A 15,720-nucleotide genomic window follows, 5' to 3' on the forward strand; every position below is an offset into this window, starting at 1 on the left:
CAACGCATGAGCTCGGAGCACTATTTCAGCGCCCAACCGGCCACGGATCAGCAGCGTCGGACCCTGACCGTGACGCTGCGCGGCCAAGACCGCCGCGTGGAGACGGCAAACGGCATTTTCAGCCCGGGTGGGCTCGACAAAGGAACGGCCGTCCTGCTGGATGCCGTGCCCGAGCCCTCACAGGTCGGCCGCCTGTTGGATGTGGGGTGCGGCTGGGGCCCGCTGACCTTGTCGCTCGCCTGGGCCTCACCGGATGCGATGGTTTACGGGGTCGACGTCAATGAACGTTCCCTTCAGCTCACGCGGGACAACGCCGAACGCCATGGACTCACGAATGTCCATGCGGGTCAGCCCGAGTCGATCGATCCAACGCTCACCTTTGACACCATCTGGTCCAACCCGCCGATCCGCATCGGCAAAGACGCCCTGCACGCCCTGCTCCTCACCTGGCTGCCGAGGCTCACGGTCGGCGGCGAAGCGTGGCTCGTGGTCCAAAAGAACCTCGGCGCAGACTCATTGCTCCCGTGGCTTGCTCGGGAACTCGGCGCAGGCTATTCCTGCACCCGAGACTCGTCGGCGAAGGGATTTCGCGTGTTGCGGATCGTGCGCGAGGCCTAGACCTGAGAGTCAGCCCACGGTACCGCGCGCCACGATCGTTGCGGGTCCGGACAGTTCGACGTGTTCCGCCCCGTCAGCACCAGGGACGAATTTCACGCGCACCACGCCCCCTGGTACGCGGACATCCCAGGCCTCTGCCTCGGGATAGCCAGCCCAGTGCCGCGTGGCGATGACAGCGGCACACGCCCCCGTTCCGCACGACTGGGTCTCCCCCACCCCGCGCTCGTGCACCCGCATGGTGATGTGCCCGATGCCATCGCTGACCAGCGGCTCGGCGGGCACCACGAACTCCACGTTGGTGCCATGCGGCGGCGCCGGGTCGACGCGGGGAATCGTCGTGAGCTGAGCTGCGGACAATTCGGCGAGCTGCTGGAGCGCCACCACCGTGTGGGGGTTACCCAGATCCACGCTCAACGCCGGACGGGCCGCATCGATGCCCGGCGTTTCTACGAGCGAATCGAGGGCTTTCTCCTCCGCGGAGACCGGAAACGTGAAGCGCCACGGTCCAAGATCCACGGCATAGCCGTTGGCTGAAACCGCAACGTGCTTTACCCCTGCCCGCGTGCCGATCGGCAGTGACTCTCCGGGGGCTAGCTCGACGAGTCCCTGATCTAGCAGGAAGTGCACAAACGCGCGCACCCCATTTCCGCACATTTCCGCGATCGACCCATCGGCATTGCGGTAGTCCATGAACCATTCGGCCTCTGGGTGCTCAGCATGCAGAGCTTGGGCGTCCTGTACGTGCCGAGTTGGCACAGCCCGGATCAGACCATCGCCACCGATGCCTCGATGACGATCGCAGAGCGCGGACACCTCGTCCGCCGAAAGATCCTGCTGGGCTTCCGGATCGGCAATGAGCACGAAGTCATTGCCGGTCCCGTGGCCTTTCGCAAACGCGAGAGGAGCCAAGCGGGCGAGGGTCTCTTCAAGGTGTGGCATGGAACCAGCCTATCTGTGGAGGGAGTACAGTGTTTCGCTCAGTCGCTGGATGCTACAAAACGTTCGACGGCGGAGCATGCGGCCTCGGCCGCGTCCGGGGCAAGAACATCGAGCCAATCAACGCGCGGGTCCGCTCCGAACCAGGTGATTTGACGGCGAGCGAACTTGCGCGTGGCAATGACCGTGCGCTCGGTTGCTTCGGCGAGCGTCAGATCCCCGTCAATCACCTCGAGCGCCTCGCGGTATCCGATCGCCCGTGACGCAGTTTTGGAGTTTCGGAGCCCCACACCGGCCAGTGTTTCCACTTCCTCCAGGAGGCCTGCCTCCATCATGCCGTCCACGCGTCGGCGCAGCCGCTCGTGCAAGCTCGTGCGTTCCAGATTGAGCCCCAGCTGCAACGTGGGTTGCACGTATTCGCGTCGCGGCATGAAGGAGGTGAATGTCCGTCCGGTCAGTTCGAAGACCTCGAGCGCGCGAATCACCCGGCGTGCATCACTCACGCGCTCGGCAGATTCCGGGTCGATCGCCCGCAGGCGGTCGCGGAGTTTCGCTGATCCCACGGCCGCGTGTTCCCTCTCGAGGGTCTCCCGCACGGTGGCGTCCGTCGGCGGAAATTCAATGGCATCAACCGCGGCACGCACATAGAGGCCGGAGCCGCCGACGAGGATGGGCAGTTTGCCCCGTCCGCGCACCTCGGCGATGACTTTCCGCGCGTCCCGCTGGAAGCGGGCCACGGAGGCCTCCTCGGTGACGTCCATAATGTCCAGGAGGTGATGCCGGACCCCTCGGCGCTGATGGGGCAAAAGCTTGGCGGTGCCGATATCCATGCCGCGGTAAAACTGGAGTGCGTCCGCATTGATCGCCTCGCCATCGAACTGCTCGGCGATCCGCAGCGCCAGATCCGATTTGCCGGTACCGGTAGGGCCGACGACGGCGATGAGGGGCGGGTGACTGTCGCCCACGAGCAGCGCCCCTTAGGACCGGATGCCGATGGTCGGCATACCCAGGCTGACGCCCCGACCGTTACTGGCTGACGGCTGGGCCGGCACGCCACAACTCTCGGCCTGAGCGCGATCCCACGCGTCACCGGCTCGCGTCCGGCGCAGCACGTAGTCGCCCATCCCTTCCGGGTCAGCCACCACGTGGAAGGCGGCGGCGCCCGTCACGGTCACCGTGACCACGTCTCCTGGACGTGGCTGCTCCGCTCCGTCGGGAACCGAGAAGTGGACCAAACGTTGGTCCTTAGCTCGGCCAGACAACCGGCCGGTCTCGCTGGCTTTGCGCCCCGATTGGGCCGTGACCATGACCTCCACCTGAGTCCCGACGACCTTCGCGTTCTCTTCGGCGCTGATCCGATCTTGCAGCGCGACGAGCCGCTCGTAACGCTCTTGAACGATGTGCTTGGGCAGCTGCCCGTCCAGTTCAGCGGCGGGAGTTCCGGGACGCTTGGAGTATTGGAACGTGAAGGCGCTGGAGAAGCGAGAGGCCTCGACGACGTCGAGCGTGGCCTGAAAGTCCTCCTCGGTTTCGCCGGGGAAACCGACGATGATGTCCGTCGTGATCGCGGCGTGCGGGATACGCTGGCGCACCTTGTCGAGAATGCCGAGGAACTTCTTGGAGCGATAGGACCGGCGCATCTCCTTGAGCACCTTGTCCGAGCCGGATTGCAGTGGCATGTGCAGTTGCGGCATGACGTTGGGCGTTTCCGCCATCGCGTCAATAACATCATCCGTGAAGGCCGCCGGGTGGGGGCTGGTAAAGCGCACTCGCTCGAGGCCTTCGATCTCTCCGCAGGCGCGCAGGAGTTTACCGAACGCCAAACGGTCACCGAACTCCACACCGTACGAGTTGACGTTCTGCCCCAAGAGCGTGACTTCAATCGCCCCGTCGTCGACGAGCGCTTGCACCTCCGCGAGGATGTCACCTGGACGCCGATCCCGCTCCTTACCGCGCAGCGACGGGACGATGCAGAAGGTGCACGTGTTATTACACCCGACGGAAATCGAGACCCAGCCCGCATAGGCGTTGTCCCGCTTCGTCGGGAGCGTGGAGGGAAAGACGTCGAGGGATTCGAGGATCTCCAGCTGCGCTTCATCGTTGTGGCGTGCGCGTTCTAACAAGGTGGGTAGCGACCCGACATTGTGAGTACCGAAGACAACGTCTACCCACGGCGCCCGCTGAAGGATGGTGTCCCGATCCTTCTGGGCCAAGCAGCCACCGACAGCGATCTGCATCCCCGGACGTTCTTCCTTGACACGCGCTAGCTGTCCGAGGTTTCCGTAGAGCTTGTTGTCTGCGTTTTCCCGAACTGCGCACGTGTTAAAGACAACAACGTCTGCCGGAGCCTCATCGTGCTGCGAGGCCTGACTGAGTCCGGCGTCCTCGAGGAGGCCGGCAAGTCGCTCGGAATCATGCACGTTCATCTGGCAGCCGAAAGTGCGCACCTCGTAGGTGCGGGCGGCTGCAGGGGCTTGGGTCTCACTGGCGTCGGTTGTCACACTCACCCTTAAAGATTACCGAATCCGGGCAAATCGCCCGCCGTCGCGCAGCGTTAGTCCTGCGGGGCAGCACGAGCCTCGTCAATGGCCTCGGCGACCAGGGAGAACGCCAGCCCTCCGCCATACCCGCGGCGCGCCAGCAGTGACACGAGGCGGCGCGTGACCTTGTCCCGCTGCCCGCGGTCCGTCCAGTCAATACCGTGCTGGGTGCGTAGTTTCTTGTCAATCAGTTCCCGCGCCGCGGCTCGCTCGTCATCCTCGCTGACCTGTTCGAGAGCTTCCTCGATAAAGTCGGGGTCAATCCCTTTGGTTATCAGTTCCCGCTTGAGAGCGCTCGCCGAGAGCCGCTTGGTGGCCGCCCTGCTCCGCACCCACTGGGTGGCGAAATCGCGGTCATCAACCAGGCCCAGTTCTTCAAACCGATCCAAGAGGCTGCTCGCCACGTGAGCCGGAATGTCACGCTCACGGAGCTTAACGGTCAACTGGTGGCGCGATTTAGCCGCGCCCGTCAGCTGGCGCAACACGATGGCACGGGCTTGTTCCGTCAGCTCCGCGTCTGTGGGCTCCGCGGACGCAGACGAGGCCGTGACTGCGCCACGCCGTCCGGCGCCCCGACGCTCCGATCGGCGCCGCGGTGCGTCGGAGCGTGGCGGAGGACTTTGCTCGATCTGTGAGATCTTCTCCGCCAGCAGATGCCGCACGTCGTCAGGGTTCGACGTCTCGACCGGCGCGTGGCCAGCATCGGCCTGCGTCGCGGCCGCCGGAACCTGATCGGGAGCGGCCACCACGGGATCGTCGTCGGGATGCACGGCCCAATCGGGCGGCGGCCCAGCGGAAGAGAGCCACTCTTCCGCGTCCGGCGACACTCCGGTGACGGTTCGTTGGTCCCTGCGGGCCATCGAGCTACTTCTTGCCGTCGACGGCCTTCAATGGTGCCTCGGCCTCGACCTCAGACTCGATCGGCTTGTCCACGCCCAGCTTTTCGCGGATTCGGCGCTCAATTTCCGCGGCGAGATCCGGATTATCTTTCAGGAACTGACGGGCCTTTTCCTTACCCTGGCCCAGCTGATCGCCGTCATAGGTGAACCATGCCCCGGACTTCTTCACGAGGCCATGCTCCACACCCATATCGATGAGGCCACCTTCACGAGAGATGCCTTGACCGTACAGAATGTCCATCTCAACCACCTTGAAGGGCGGGGCCATCTTGTTCTTGACGACCTTGACCTTGGTGCGGCTGCCGACCGGGTTGGTGCCCTCCTTCAGCGTATCGATGCGGCGGATATCGATTCGCACGGAGGCATAGAACTTCAGCGCCTTACCACCAGTGGTGGTTTCTGGGCTGCCAAAGAAGACGCCAATCTTCTCTCGCAGCTGGTTAATGAAGATCGCGGTGGTCTTGGACTGCGCCAGGCGACCAGTGATCTTGCGCAGGGCCTGGCTCATCAGGCGTGCCTGCAGGCCGACGTGGCTGTCCCCCATCTCGCCCTCGATTTCGGCGCGCGGCACAAGGGCAGCAACCGAATCGATCACGATGATGTCCAGCGCGCCCGAGCTCACCAGCATGTCCATAATTTCCAAGGCCTGCTCGCCGGTGTCAGGCTGTGAAACGAGCAAGGCGTCGGTGTCGACGCCGAGGTTCTTCGCATACTCCGGATCCAGGGCGTGCTCGGCGTCAATAAACGCAGCGATGCCACCGTTCTTCTGAGCATTAGCGACAGCGTGGAGGGCAACAGTGGTTTTACCCGACGACTCCGGGCCATAGACCTCCACCACGCGCCCGCGTGGCAACCCGCCAATACCGAGTGCGATGTCCAAGGCGATCGAGCTCGTGGAGATCGTCTCGATGGGGGCCCGCGTCTCGTCGCCGAGGCGCATCACCGACCCCTTGCCATACTGCTTATCGATCTGCGCGAGTGCGGTCTCTAGGGACTTCTCACGGTCCATTGCTGCAGCCATTGTTCACCTCAAGTTCTTGGGCCCAAGGCCCGTATTCCGATTCGAGTCCTACGCTAGCGATTCGTACACACACATTGGGTTGAACGGCACGACGTGTGGACAAGATCCAGACTGTGGATGGGAAGTAGTTCGGGTTCAACTGTACCGCCAACCGAAGAAATCTTCGAATGTCGGGCCGGCGTGTTCGATCGGGATTCGAACGGTTACCCCTTGGGAGGAAGGTCGCGCCCCAACCGCCGCCCCTCAGGAATGGACTGGGTGTCACACACCGCGAGCCACACCGCTCGCGGATCCTCACCATCCGCCAAGGCTTGGCTGCCCGTGCGGTCCCCCATCCCATTGAGAACCAAGTCATCTGCCACCACGTGGGCATACCCGGTACCAAACTCGTCTTCCATCAGTCTCCAGAATTCACTGCGTCGCACCTGCACATTCTGTCATGCAGTCGGCCCGGAATCTGGGCCTAGCCCTAGCCGCCCTAGGATGGTCTGCATGACTTCCGAGGAAAGCACCGAGCGCGTGCGCGAGGACGCGATCAGCAGTATGGAGGAACAGCTCAGCCTGCTTTTTCGCCGCTCGCGAGCCATCGGCAACCGAGTCGCGCGCCGCGTCCATCCCGATATGGAACCCGGCGCCTACGGTTTATTGCGCGCACTGCAGCGCCACGGCTCTCTGCGCTTGACAGACCTCGCCGCGGAAATCGGCGTAGGCAAACCGACGGTGAGCCGGCAGGTGGCCATGCTGGAGAGCCTCGGCGTCGTGGAAAAGAAGTCCGACCCCCGCGACGGGCGCGCGCAAGCGATCTCGCTGACGGGCGACGGTTCCGCCCAATTGGCAGCCGCCCAATCCGCCCGACGCACCGTCTTCCACGGGCTGCTCGAGGATTGGGACGACGCAGACCTGACGCAGCTCTCGGGGCTCTTGGAACGGCTCAACGAGGCCTACCAGCGCGACGACGCCTTCTAAGCGCTCGGAACGCAGTACGCCCCGACACGCGATGAAGACTGCGTGCCGGGGCGTTGACGGATGGCGCTACTGGGCCGTTAGGGCTGGGAGACCGCTGGTTGCGGAAGATCTCCCGGCGTCGTCGGCCAATCCGTCAGTTCTTGACCGTATTCGTGAGTCAGCTCGCTCGGGACGGTATCGGGGACGCCGACACCCTCCGCCAGCGCCACGCGATCGCTGACTTCACGCAACATGAGGGACAGGGGGACGTCCAAAGCGGTACAAATCGAGGAGAGGAGCTCTGATGAGGCTTCCTTTTGTCCGCGCTCGACCTCGGACAGGTATCCAAGGGACACACGAGCGCTGTGCGACACCTCGCGCAGGGTCCGGCCCTGGCGCTGGCGAACGTCACGGAGGACTTCGCCGATCTCGTGGCGTAGGACAACCATGGTGCGCTCCTTCTGGTCTCGACGTTCGTCTTCTGCCGTGCCCACGTCCCGCCAACGGACCACGCCGTTGATGGTGACGGGTTGCTTGACCATTGGTATAGCCATTCTCCTTAGTCCTAGTCGCCACCGGGAGTAGCGGCGACACCGGGCCTTCACTTTCCGTTGGCCCTCATGCACTTCCAACGGAGGAGCGGGTGCTTTTGTTCCCGGTTGATTCTCACCCTATCCAGAGTGAGGCGCATGTCACCACCTCATTCCCCGAAGTTGTGGAAATTCTAGGAAACAAGATGCCGCAAAAGTGCCTGCAGGGCCGCGTCCGTGGCCTGTGCGCGGATGCTCTCCCGATCGCCCGCGAGTGAAAGCCTCTGCTGTCCGGTGCCACGCGACGTCGACCACCCGATGTAAACGGTTCCGACCGATTGACCATCATGGGCCTCCGGACCGGCCACCCCCGTCGTCGACACGGCGACGTCGGCGCCACACGCCGTCCGCGCCCCCACCGCCATGCGTTCCGCAACGTCTGGATGCACACTGCCGACCCGGGCTAGGAGGCTCGTCGACACCCCCAGGAGGGAGGCTTTAACTTCACTCGCATAGGAGACCACTCCGCCGCGCAGTACCGCCGAGGCACCCGGAGTATCAGCGATCGCTGCGGCGACTCGGCCCGCAGTGAGCGACTCGGCCGTCGCCACGGTCAAGCCACGCGCGACCGCCTCGGCGACGATGCGGGCCGAAACCGAGGCCTCGGTCATGAATCCTTCTGTTGCCGCGCCGTGTGCCGCAAGCGCACGGCTTGCACGACGTAGTCGACGCCGGTCACGACCGTGAGGACGATGGCCGCCACCATGACGACCATGGCGACCACCCAGAGCCATCCAATGGTCCATGTCAGCGGAATCAAGAAGAGCACAATGGCCACAGCCTGGGTGACGGTCTTGAGCTTGCCACCGCGGGAGGCCGGCATCACGCTGTATCGAATGACTACGAACCGCATGGCGGTAATGCCCCACTCACGCACCAGAATCAGCCCGGTGGCCCACCACGACAGCTCGCCGTAGATCGAGAACAGCACCAAGGCTGAGCCGGTGAGGAGCTTGTCCGCAATCGGGTCAGCGATCTTGCCAAAGTTGGTGATCAATCCGCGGCTACGCGCGAGGTCGCCGTCGAGCTTGTCCGTGTACATCGCCAGTGCAAACAGGGCGAGGGCGGCCCAGCGCCACGGCCCGTACTGCGGGTCACCGGAAGAGGTATCAAGAACATAGAACCAGACGAACACGGGGACCATGACGATCCGCGCCGTGGTGAGGACGTTGGCAATGTTCAGCGTGGGCACCGCATCCTGTGGAGCCCGCTCGCTGGCACTACCGCCGGCTGCGTGAGATTCACCTTGTTCGCTAGTCACGGTTCAAGGCTACCTGCCGGTGAGATTCCACGCGTCTTCTGAACCCGAGTCCTCGCCGTCGTAGTAATCCACCGCTTCCGGGCGGGCGTTTTCCTCATCCGCCAGGACGTCATGGGAATACTCCTGAGCGCTCGCGTACTCTTGCCCCTCGCCAGAGTGATTGGCGTTGGCGTTCTCCACCAACGCCGACTCCTGCGCGGACACCTCCCCCTCGTTGGCCGGCGGGGTTTCGCCCTTCATGGCAGCCAACACTCCGGGGAGATCATCCGGCTTAACCAGGACATCACGCGCCTTGGACCCTTCCGACGGGCCGACGACGCCACGCGACTCGAGCAGGTCCATGAGGCGCCCTGCCTTGGCGAAGCCAACGCGCAGTTTGCGCTGCAGCATGGAGGTGGAGCCAAACTGAGTCGTCACGACCAGCTCGGTGGCCTGCAGCAACACCTCGAGGTCGTCGCCGATGTCCTCGTCGATCTGCTTCTTCGGCGCCTCGACGGTCACGTCCTCCCGGTACACGGCCTGGAGCTGCCCCTTGACGTGTTCCACGACCTGGTGAATCTCGGATTCGGTCACCCAGGCGCCTTGGACGCGCATCGGCTTGGAGGCGCCCATGGGCAGGAACAAAGCATCGCCTTGTCCCAGGAGCTTTTCCGCACCCGGCTGGTCCAACACCACGCGCGAGTCCGTCACCGAGCTGGTCGCGAAGGCCATGCGGGAGGGGACGTTGGCCTTGATCAAGCCGGTGACGACGTCGACCGAGGGCCGTTGCGTGGCCAGCACGAGGTGAATACCCGCCGCGCGGGCGAGCTGGGTGATGCGCACGATCGAATCCTCGACGTCGCGCGGGGCGACCATCATCAGGTCAGCGAGCTCGTCGACGATCACCAGCAAATACGGGTAGGCCTTAAGCACCCGTTGGCTTCCGGCGGGCGGAGTCACTTTGCCGGCGCGCACGGCCTTGTTGAAGTCGTCAATGTGCTTGAACCCGAAGTTCGCCAAGTCGTCGTATCGGGTGTCCATTTCCTTGACGACCCACTGCAGCGCCTCGGCGGCCTTCTTCGGGTTGGTGATGATCGGGGTGATCAGGTGCGGCACGCCCTCGTAAGCCGTCAGCTCCACGCGCTTCGGGTCCACCATGACCATGCGCACTTCATCCGGGGTGGCCCGCATGAGGATCGAGGTGATCATCGAGTTCACGAACGAAGACTTACCGGCACCGGTGGCACCGGCGACCAGCATGTGGGGCATTTTGGCGAGGTTGGCGACGACGAAACCGCCTTCAACATCCTTGCCCACGCCCATGACCATCGGATGGTCCGTCTTGCGGGCCGCGTTGGAGCGCAGGACGTCGCCGAGCGCGACGACCTCCTTGTCCGCATTCGGGATCTCAATGCCGATGGCGCTCTTCCCGGGGATCGGCGAGAGGATGCGCACGTCGGACGACGCCACGGCGTAGGAAATGTTCTTCGATAGCGCGGTGACCTTCTCCACCTTGGTGCCCGGGGCCAGCTCGATTTCGTACCGGGTCACGGTGGGGCCGCGGCTGAAGCCCGTCACCTCGGCGTCGACCTTGAATTGCTGCATCGTGGAGGTCAGTGCGGCAACCACCGCGTCGTTCGCCTCGGAGCGTTCCTTCGCCGGGGGGCCCGCGGGCAGGAAGTCGGACTGCGGCAGGGTGTAGGCGACGTCGCCCGCCAGCTCTAGTTGTTCCGTCCGCTGCGGAATCGGCGGTAGCGGGGCGCCAGCCTTGGGGAGCACTTGAGTTTCGTTCGGGCCGTGCTCGGCGAGAGCGCGATTCACGGCCGTCGCGTCCAACGCCTCCGTATCAGGCTCTGCTGCTGTGGAAGCGGACGCGGCCGAGGAGCTGGAACCCAGACCCACGTTTTCCTTCACCCGGGCCATGGCCTTCTCGGCCGCTGTGGGACGCTTAACGCCCGGCGGGACCGCGGGCTCGCTCGGCTCGTCCGCAGTGCCACGGAACGAATCTCGCGCCGGATCGATCGGCTGGGTCGGGTCCAAACGGCGCGCCCGGTCGCCCTCTGAAATCACGGCGGTGTCGTACGCGCCATCTCCGGCGTCCTCGACGTCGTACACCGGGGGCTCCGCCTGACCCTTCCGTCCGAAGAACGAGGTGCGCGCCTTGGCCGGCTTCGAGCCGCGCTTTTTCTTCCGGCCCTCACTGTCATACAAGTAGGACTGGTCATGTTCGCCGTCCGCGGGCGACGAGGCGCTCTCATTCGCGGCCGTGTCCTGGCCCAGCAGCCAGCGGTAGCCCGTCCGGACGCGCTCGGGAATGCGTTTCAGCGGCGTGGCCGTGGTGATCATGAGGGAGAGGAAGACCAACATGGCCATGACGACGAGCGCGCCCCACCGGGAGATCAGACCCGCCAACGGCGAGGTGAGGAGGAAGCCGAGGATGCCGCCGCCGGCCCACAGGTGCTCGACGGCGTCGTTCACCGTGGGAATTCCGGCCACCGCGTGGGCCATGCCAGCGCCGCCAGCGATGCCGACCGTCAAACCGATCCCTACGCGATTGTTGACGGCGTCCTGCTCCGGATGCCGGAAGAGGCGGATGGCTCCCAGGAGAAGGACGAGTGGCAAGAGCACGCCCATGTAACCGATGGACCCCGCCACAATGTTGTGCACCCACGTGCCGTAGGCCCCAACGTCGCGCAGCCCCCACCATTCAACCGAGGCAACGATCAGTGCCACGACGACGAGGAAGAGCCCCGTGCCGTCGCGGCGGACTGCGTAGTCAGGCTGGACTTTGCTCCCGATCTGCCGAAAGGCTCCGCCGACGACGCGGCCGATCCCCATCCACGCCCCGCGGATGGCGCGCAGCGGCCACGCGAGCTGATGCTCGGGCGCGGCTGCGGACGGCTTCGCCGACTTTTTACGCGAACTAGAGCCACTGCTGGCCGTCGAGCGCTTCGTCGACGATCCGGACCGGCTGGAGGTTGTACGGGTCGCCATACTCTCCACCGTACCGCCACCGGTCCCTCGCGCCCCGAATTTACACGCTCCTGCGGGGTCCTAGACCTCGAGGACGACCGGCACGATCATGGGGCGGCGACGCAGCTTTCGCCCAACCCACGCGCCGATGGTGCGGCGCACCACCTGCTGCAGTTGGTGGGTCGTATGCTCTGGATGATCGCGGACCGCCTCCTGCAGCGCGGCCGCAATCTTGGGCCGAATTCCGTCGAAGACGGCATCATCCTCGGCCACCCCACGCACGTGAATGTCAGGACCGGAGACGATGGTTCCATCCTGCCGATTGACGACCGAAATGACGGAAATGAAACCCTCTTCACCCAAAATCCGGCGGTCCTTCAGGTCATCATCCGTCACGGCGCCCACCTTGGACCCGTCCACATAAACGTAACCGCAGTCGACGTGGCCCACCTGCTGCGCGATTCCGTCGCGCAAGTCAACGACAGACCCGTCCTCTGTGAGCAACACGCGCTCGGTCGGAACGCCCGTGGATTCGGCCAACCGGCCATTGGCGATGAGGTGTCGTGTCTCCCCATGCACCGGCATCACATGTGCTGGTCGAATGATGTTGTAGCAATACAGCAATTCACCGGCCGAGGCGTGCCCGGAGACGTGTACGCGCGCATTCCCCTTGTGTACGACCTCGGCGCCGAGGCGCATCAGCGCATTGATCACCCGGAAGACGGCATTCTCGTTGCCGGGGATCAACGACGACGCCAAGATCACCAGATCGCCCGGGCCGACCTGAACAGGGTGATCTCCCGTCGCCATCCGTGACAGCGCAGCCATCGGTTCGCCTTGCGAACCCGTCGACATCAGAACCTGCTTCTCCTGCGGCACCTCGTGGATCTTCTTCAGATCCACCAAGATGCCCTCGGGCACCCTGAGGTACCCCAATTCTGCCGCGATGGCCATGTTGCGCACCATCGAGCGACCTACGAGCGCGACCCTGCGCCCGTGTTCGGCGGCGGCGTCGAGGACTTGCTGCACCCGGTGTACGTGGGAGGAGAAGGAGGCGACGATGATGCGCTGGTCTGCGCTGGCAAAATAGCGGCTCAATACGGGGCCGATGTCCCGCTCCGCGGTCGTGAAGCCCGGGACGTCAGCGTTGGTTGAGTCCGGGAGGAAGAGATCCACCCCTTCCTCACCCAGCCGAGCGAAGGCACGCAAGTCAGTGATCCGGCCATCGAGAGGCAACTGATCCATCTTGAAATCGCCGGTATGCAGTACCGTGCCCGCGCTCGTGCGCAGGAAGACCGCCAGCGCGTCCGGAATCGAGTGATTGACGGCCACAAACTCGGCCTCAAAGGGGCCGAACGTCTCCGTCTGCCCCTCGGAGACCGTCAGCGTCACGGGGCTGATACGATGCTCCGCGAGCTTGGCCTCCACCAGGGCGAGCGTGAACCGTGAGCCGATGAGGGGAATGTCCTCCTTCAGCCGCAGCAGGTAGGGCACGGCCCCAATGTGGTCCTCGTGGCCGTGCGTGAGCACCAGCCCCACGACGTCGTCGAGCCGGTCCTTGATGGGGGCGAAGTCCGGCAGAATCACGTCCACGCCGGGCTGCGTCTCTTCAGGAAAGAGGACGCCGCAATCCACGATGAGAAGCTTGCCGTCGATTTCAAAGACGGTCATGTTCCGCCCCACTTCGCCGATCCCGCCGAGCGGGATCACCCGGAGGGTCCCGGCCTCGAGCGCAGGCGGGTCAGTGCTGCGCGCCGCGTCCGCGAGGGCCACCGTGGTTTCGCTCATGCTGCCCTCCTACAGGGTTCGCCCGGCCTCCGCGAGGTCCGCTTCAATGGCGGCCATTTCGGCCTCGCTCGGGGTCACCAACGGCAGGCGCACGGCCGGGCTGGCGAGCACGCCCTCGCGATTGAGGATCGTCTTGGCGGCCACGGCCCCCTGGGCGTGCGTCATCACGGCACGCTGCAGCGGATCGATCTCAAAGTGCTTAGCGCGGGCGGTGGCCAAGTCGCCAGCGTGAACGGCATCGACCAGCTCGCGGAAGAGCGGGGCGGCGATATGCGCGGTTACCGAGACGACGCCGATGGCGCCAGCGGCCATGAGCGGCATGGTGAGGCCGTCGTCGCCCGAGTACACGTGCAAATCCGTGTTCGCCAACACCCGGGTCGTCTCCTGATAGTCCGCCTTCGCGTCCTTCAGCGCCACAATATTGGGGTGATCCGCGAGGCGAATCAGCGTTTCAGTGGCGATCGCGATGCCAGCCCGGCCCGGAATGTCGTAGACCATGACGGGCAACTCGACCGAGTTGGCGATGGTTTCCAAGTGCGCTTGGACGCCCGCCTGGCTGGGCTTGTTGTAGTACGGTGCCGTGGCCAGAATCCCGTCCACACCGGCCTTGACGGCCTCCGACGTGAGGTGCAGCGAGTGGCGGGTGTCGTTCGTCGTGGAACCTGCGATGACCTTCGCTCGGCCACCGACGGCCTCGACGACGGCCCGGAACATGCCGATGTTCTCCTCATCGGTCAGGGTCGACGTCTCACCCGTGGTGCCTGTCACCACTAGGGAGTCGCAGCCATCGTCGACCAGCTTGATGGCGAGTTGGGCCGCCTGATCGTAGTCGACCTCTCCGGCGTCGGTCATCGGGGTCACCATGGCGGTGGACAGCGTCCCGAAGGGGTAGTCGTACGAGGGCGTGTTCGCGACGGTTTCAGACATGACACCTACGTTACCGCCCGGACTCAACTGGCGTCGCCCTCGGCACACCGTAGGCTGGTGCGCATGAGCGCATTGAGCCGGACTGGTCAGCCCCGTATTGCGGGCGTGGACGCGGCTCGTGGGCTGGCTCTGCTGGGGATGATGGCAACCCACATTGTGCCGCTGGCCGCCGTGAATGCTACTGGCGATGACGAACCCACGTGGGCGGCCACCTACTTTGCGGGTACGGCCTCGGCGCTCTTCGCAGTGCTCGCCGGCGCCAGCCTTGCGTTTGTGGCCCGATCCAAGGCTCCACACGCCGTCAGCCGCTCCGTCGCTCTGCGCGCGCTCATGATCACCGCGATCGGGTTGGCCTGCGGCATGTTGGACACCAACGTCGCCGTGATCCTGACGCACTACGGGTTGTTGTTCCTCGCCGTGATTCCCTTCTTGTGGGTCCGCACCAGCCACCTGCTGATGTGGGCTGTGGGCTGGCTCTGCCTCTCCCCCGTCGTTCTGTACGTCGCCGTGCCCTGGGTGACGCGGTGGGTGCATCCGGCCGACGTCGGCGGCTCCCCGACGTTCACCGATCTCACCCGGCCCGCGACGCTCGTGGCCGATCTTCTCTTCACGGGCTACTACCCCGTCGTCGTCTGGGTAGGGTTTCTGCTCTTGGGACTCTGGGTGGGACGGCTCAACGTGCAACGCCCACCGCTGGCGCTCGCCCTGCTGCTGGGCGGCGCCGTCGTCTCCGCGGGCGCGCGAGCCCTCAGCGCGGCGCTGTTGACCCCCGCTGGTCGCGCCGAGTTGGCCGCCGCGCAGGGCATCTCGCTGGAGCAACTCGATCTGGGGCTGAGCACCGGGTACTACTTCGGGCCCGTCGTGCAGAGCGGCTGGTGGTTTGCGCTGTCCGCTCCCCACACGTCAGCGCCACTCGATGTCCTCCATGTGGCCGGAACAGCCGTCGCCGCTATCGGTGCTTGTCAGCTGTTGGCGTTGGGGCTCGCTGCCTTGCTCGGCCGGTATGGGGAGGCGTTGCTCTGGCCGCTCTCCGGCGCGGGTTCCATCACCCTGACCCTGTATGTGGCTCACTTGGTCGCGCTCGACGCGCTGGCCAGCGTGACCGCGTCGCTTCCTCGGGTCGAGCTCTACCTCTGGTTTGCCGCCCTCAGCGCGCTGGCCGGAATCGTGGTGAAGTTTTGCGGGATCCGCGGACCGCTGGAAGCGCTGATCCGCGCCGTGGCGCGCCCGACGACGTAGCCAG

Annotated in this window: 15 protein-coding genes; 3 read left to right on the plus strand and 12 right to left on the minus strand. The window is 64.9% G+C overall.

What is annotated here, in order from left to right; all coding sequences use genetic code 11:
* The first annotated feature begins 6 nt into the window (after positions 1–6).
* Positions 7–618, plus strand: a complete 612-nt coding sequence (locus IW252_RS02740) for a class I SAM-dependent methyltransferase (RefSeq protein WP_196835165.1) — start codon at positions 7–9, stop codon at positions 616–618.
* 9 nt (positions 619–627) lie between these two features.
* Here IW252_RS02740 and dapF read toward each other — a convergent pair whose 3' ends face one another.
* From dapF to IW252_RS02770, 6 genes are all read right to left on the minus strand, one after another.
* Complete coding sequence (dapF, locus tag IW252_RS02745; protein ID WP_196835166.1) at positions 628–1,557, minus strand: diaminopimelate epimerase; 930 nt, start codon at positions 1,555–1,557, stop codon at positions 628–630.
* A gap of 38 nt (positions 1,558–1,595) precedes the next feature.
* Positions 1,596–2,519 (minus strand): tRNA (adenosine(37)-N6)-dimethylallyltransferase MiaA, encoded by a 924-nt coding sequence (gene miaA / locus IW252_RS02750; RefSeq protein WP_196835167.1) that lies wholly within the window; start codon positions 2,517–2,519, stop codon positions 1,596–1,598.
* Positions 2,520–2,531: 12 nt separating this feature from the next.
* On the minus strand, positions 2,532–4,061 hold the full coding sequence (gene miaB, locus IW252_RS02755; RefSeq protein ID WP_196835168.1) for a tRNA (N6-isopentenyl adenosine(37)-C2)-methylthiotransferase MiaB: 1,530 nt from the start codon (positions 4,059–4,061) through the stop codon (positions 2,532–2,534).
* Positions 4,062–4,108: 47 nt separating this feature from the next.
* Entirely contained in the window at positions 4,109–4,954 is an 846-nt protein-coding gene (locus IW252_RS02760) for a regulatory protein RecX (protein ID WP_196835169.1), read from the minus strand.
* A 4-nt stretch (positions 4,955–4,958) separates the two neighbouring features.
* The gene (gene recA / locus IW252_RS02765; RefSeq protein WP_196835170.1) at positions 4,959–6,014 is read right to left on the minus strand and encodes a recombinase RecA; all 1,056 of its coding nucleotides are present in this window, start codon (positions 6,012–6,014) and stop codon (positions 4,959–4,961) included.
* A 203-nt stretch (positions 6,015–6,217) separates the two neighbouring features.
* Entirely contained in the window at positions 6,218–6,439 is a 222-nt protein-coding gene (locus tag IW252_RS02770) for a DUF3046 domain-containing protein (RefSeq protein ID WP_196835171.1), read from the minus strand.
* A 67-nt stretch (positions 6,440–6,506) separates the two neighbouring features.
* On the opposite strand from IW252_RS02770, the gene IW252_RS02775 reads away from it, so the two are divergent.
* Positions 6,507–6,980 carry a MarR family winged helix-turn-helix transcriptional regulator gene (locus tag IW252_RS02775; protein ID WP_196835172.1) on the plus strand — a complete coding sequence of 158 codons (474 nt, stop codon included), beginning with the start codon at positions 6,507–6,509 and terminating at the stop codon, positions 6,978–6,980.
* Positions 6,981–7,057: 77 nt separating this feature from the next.
* Here the strand turns inward: IW252_RS02775 and IW252_RS02780 are convergent, their stop codons facing one another.
* The 6 genes from IW252_RS02780 to dapA all read right to left on the minus strand — a co-directional run bounded on the left by IW252_RS02780 (position 7,058) and on the right by dapA (position 14,477).
* On the minus strand, positions 7,058–7,501 hold the full coding sequence (locus IW252_RS02780; RefSeq protein WP_196835173.1) for a helix-turn-helix domain-containing protein: 444 nt from the start codon (positions 7,499–7,501) through the stop codon (positions 7,058–7,060).
* A 182-nt stretch (positions 7,502–7,683) separates the two neighbouring features.
* The gene (locus IW252_RS02785) at positions 7,684–8,160 is read right to left on the minus strand and encodes a CinA family protein (protein WP_196835174.1); all 477 of its coding nucleotides are present in this window, start codon (positions 8,158–8,160) and stop codon (positions 7,684–7,686) included.
* The gene (gene pgsA / locus IW252_RS02790; RefSeq protein WP_196835175.1) at positions 8,157–8,810 is read right to left on the minus strand and encodes a CDP-diacylglycerol--glycerol-3-phosphate 3-phosphatidyltransferase; all 654 of its coding nucleotides are present in this window, start codon (positions 8,808–8,810) and stop codon (positions 8,157–8,159) included. Before pgsA ends, IW252_RS02785 begins: the two co-directional genes overlap by 4 nt.
* A 9-nt stretch (positions 8,811–8,819) precedes the next feature.
* On the minus strand, positions 8,820–11,783 hold the full coding sequence (locus IW252_RS02795; RefSeq protein ID WP_196835176.1) for an FtsK/SpoIIIE family DNA translocase: 2,964 nt from the start codon (positions 11,781–11,783) through the stop codon (positions 8,820–8,822).
* 60 nt (positions 11,784–11,843) lie between these two features.
* Entirely contained in the window at positions 11,844–13,550 is a 1,707-nt protein-coding gene (locus IW252_RS02800) for a ribonuclease J (protein WP_196835177.1), read from the minus strand.
* Between the two features lie 9 nt (positions 13,551–13,559).
* Complete coding sequence (gene dapA, locus IW252_RS02805) at positions 13,560–14,477, minus strand: 4-hydroxy-tetrahydrodipicolinate synthase (protein ID WP_196835178.1); 918 nt, start codon at positions 14,475–14,477, stop codon at positions 13,560–13,562.
* Between the two features lie 63 nt (positions 14,478–14,540).
* On the opposite strand from dapA, the gene IW252_RS02810 reads away from it, so the two are divergent.
* Positions 14,541–15,716, plus strand: a complete 1,176-nt coding sequence (locus tag IW252_RS02810) for a heparan-alpha-glucosaminide N-acetyltransferase domain-containing protein (RefSeq protein ID WP_196835179.1) — start codon at positions 14,541–14,543, stop codon at positions 15,714–15,716.
* The last annotated feature ends 4 nt before the right edge of the window (positions 15,717–15,720 follow it).

Origin of the sequence: Zhihengliuella flava (assembly GCF_015751895.1) — a bacterium.
In the GTDB taxonomy this organism is placed as follows: domain Bacteria; phylum Actinomycetota; class Actinomycetes; order Actinomycetales; family Micrococcaceae; genus Zhihengliuella; species Zhihengliuella flava.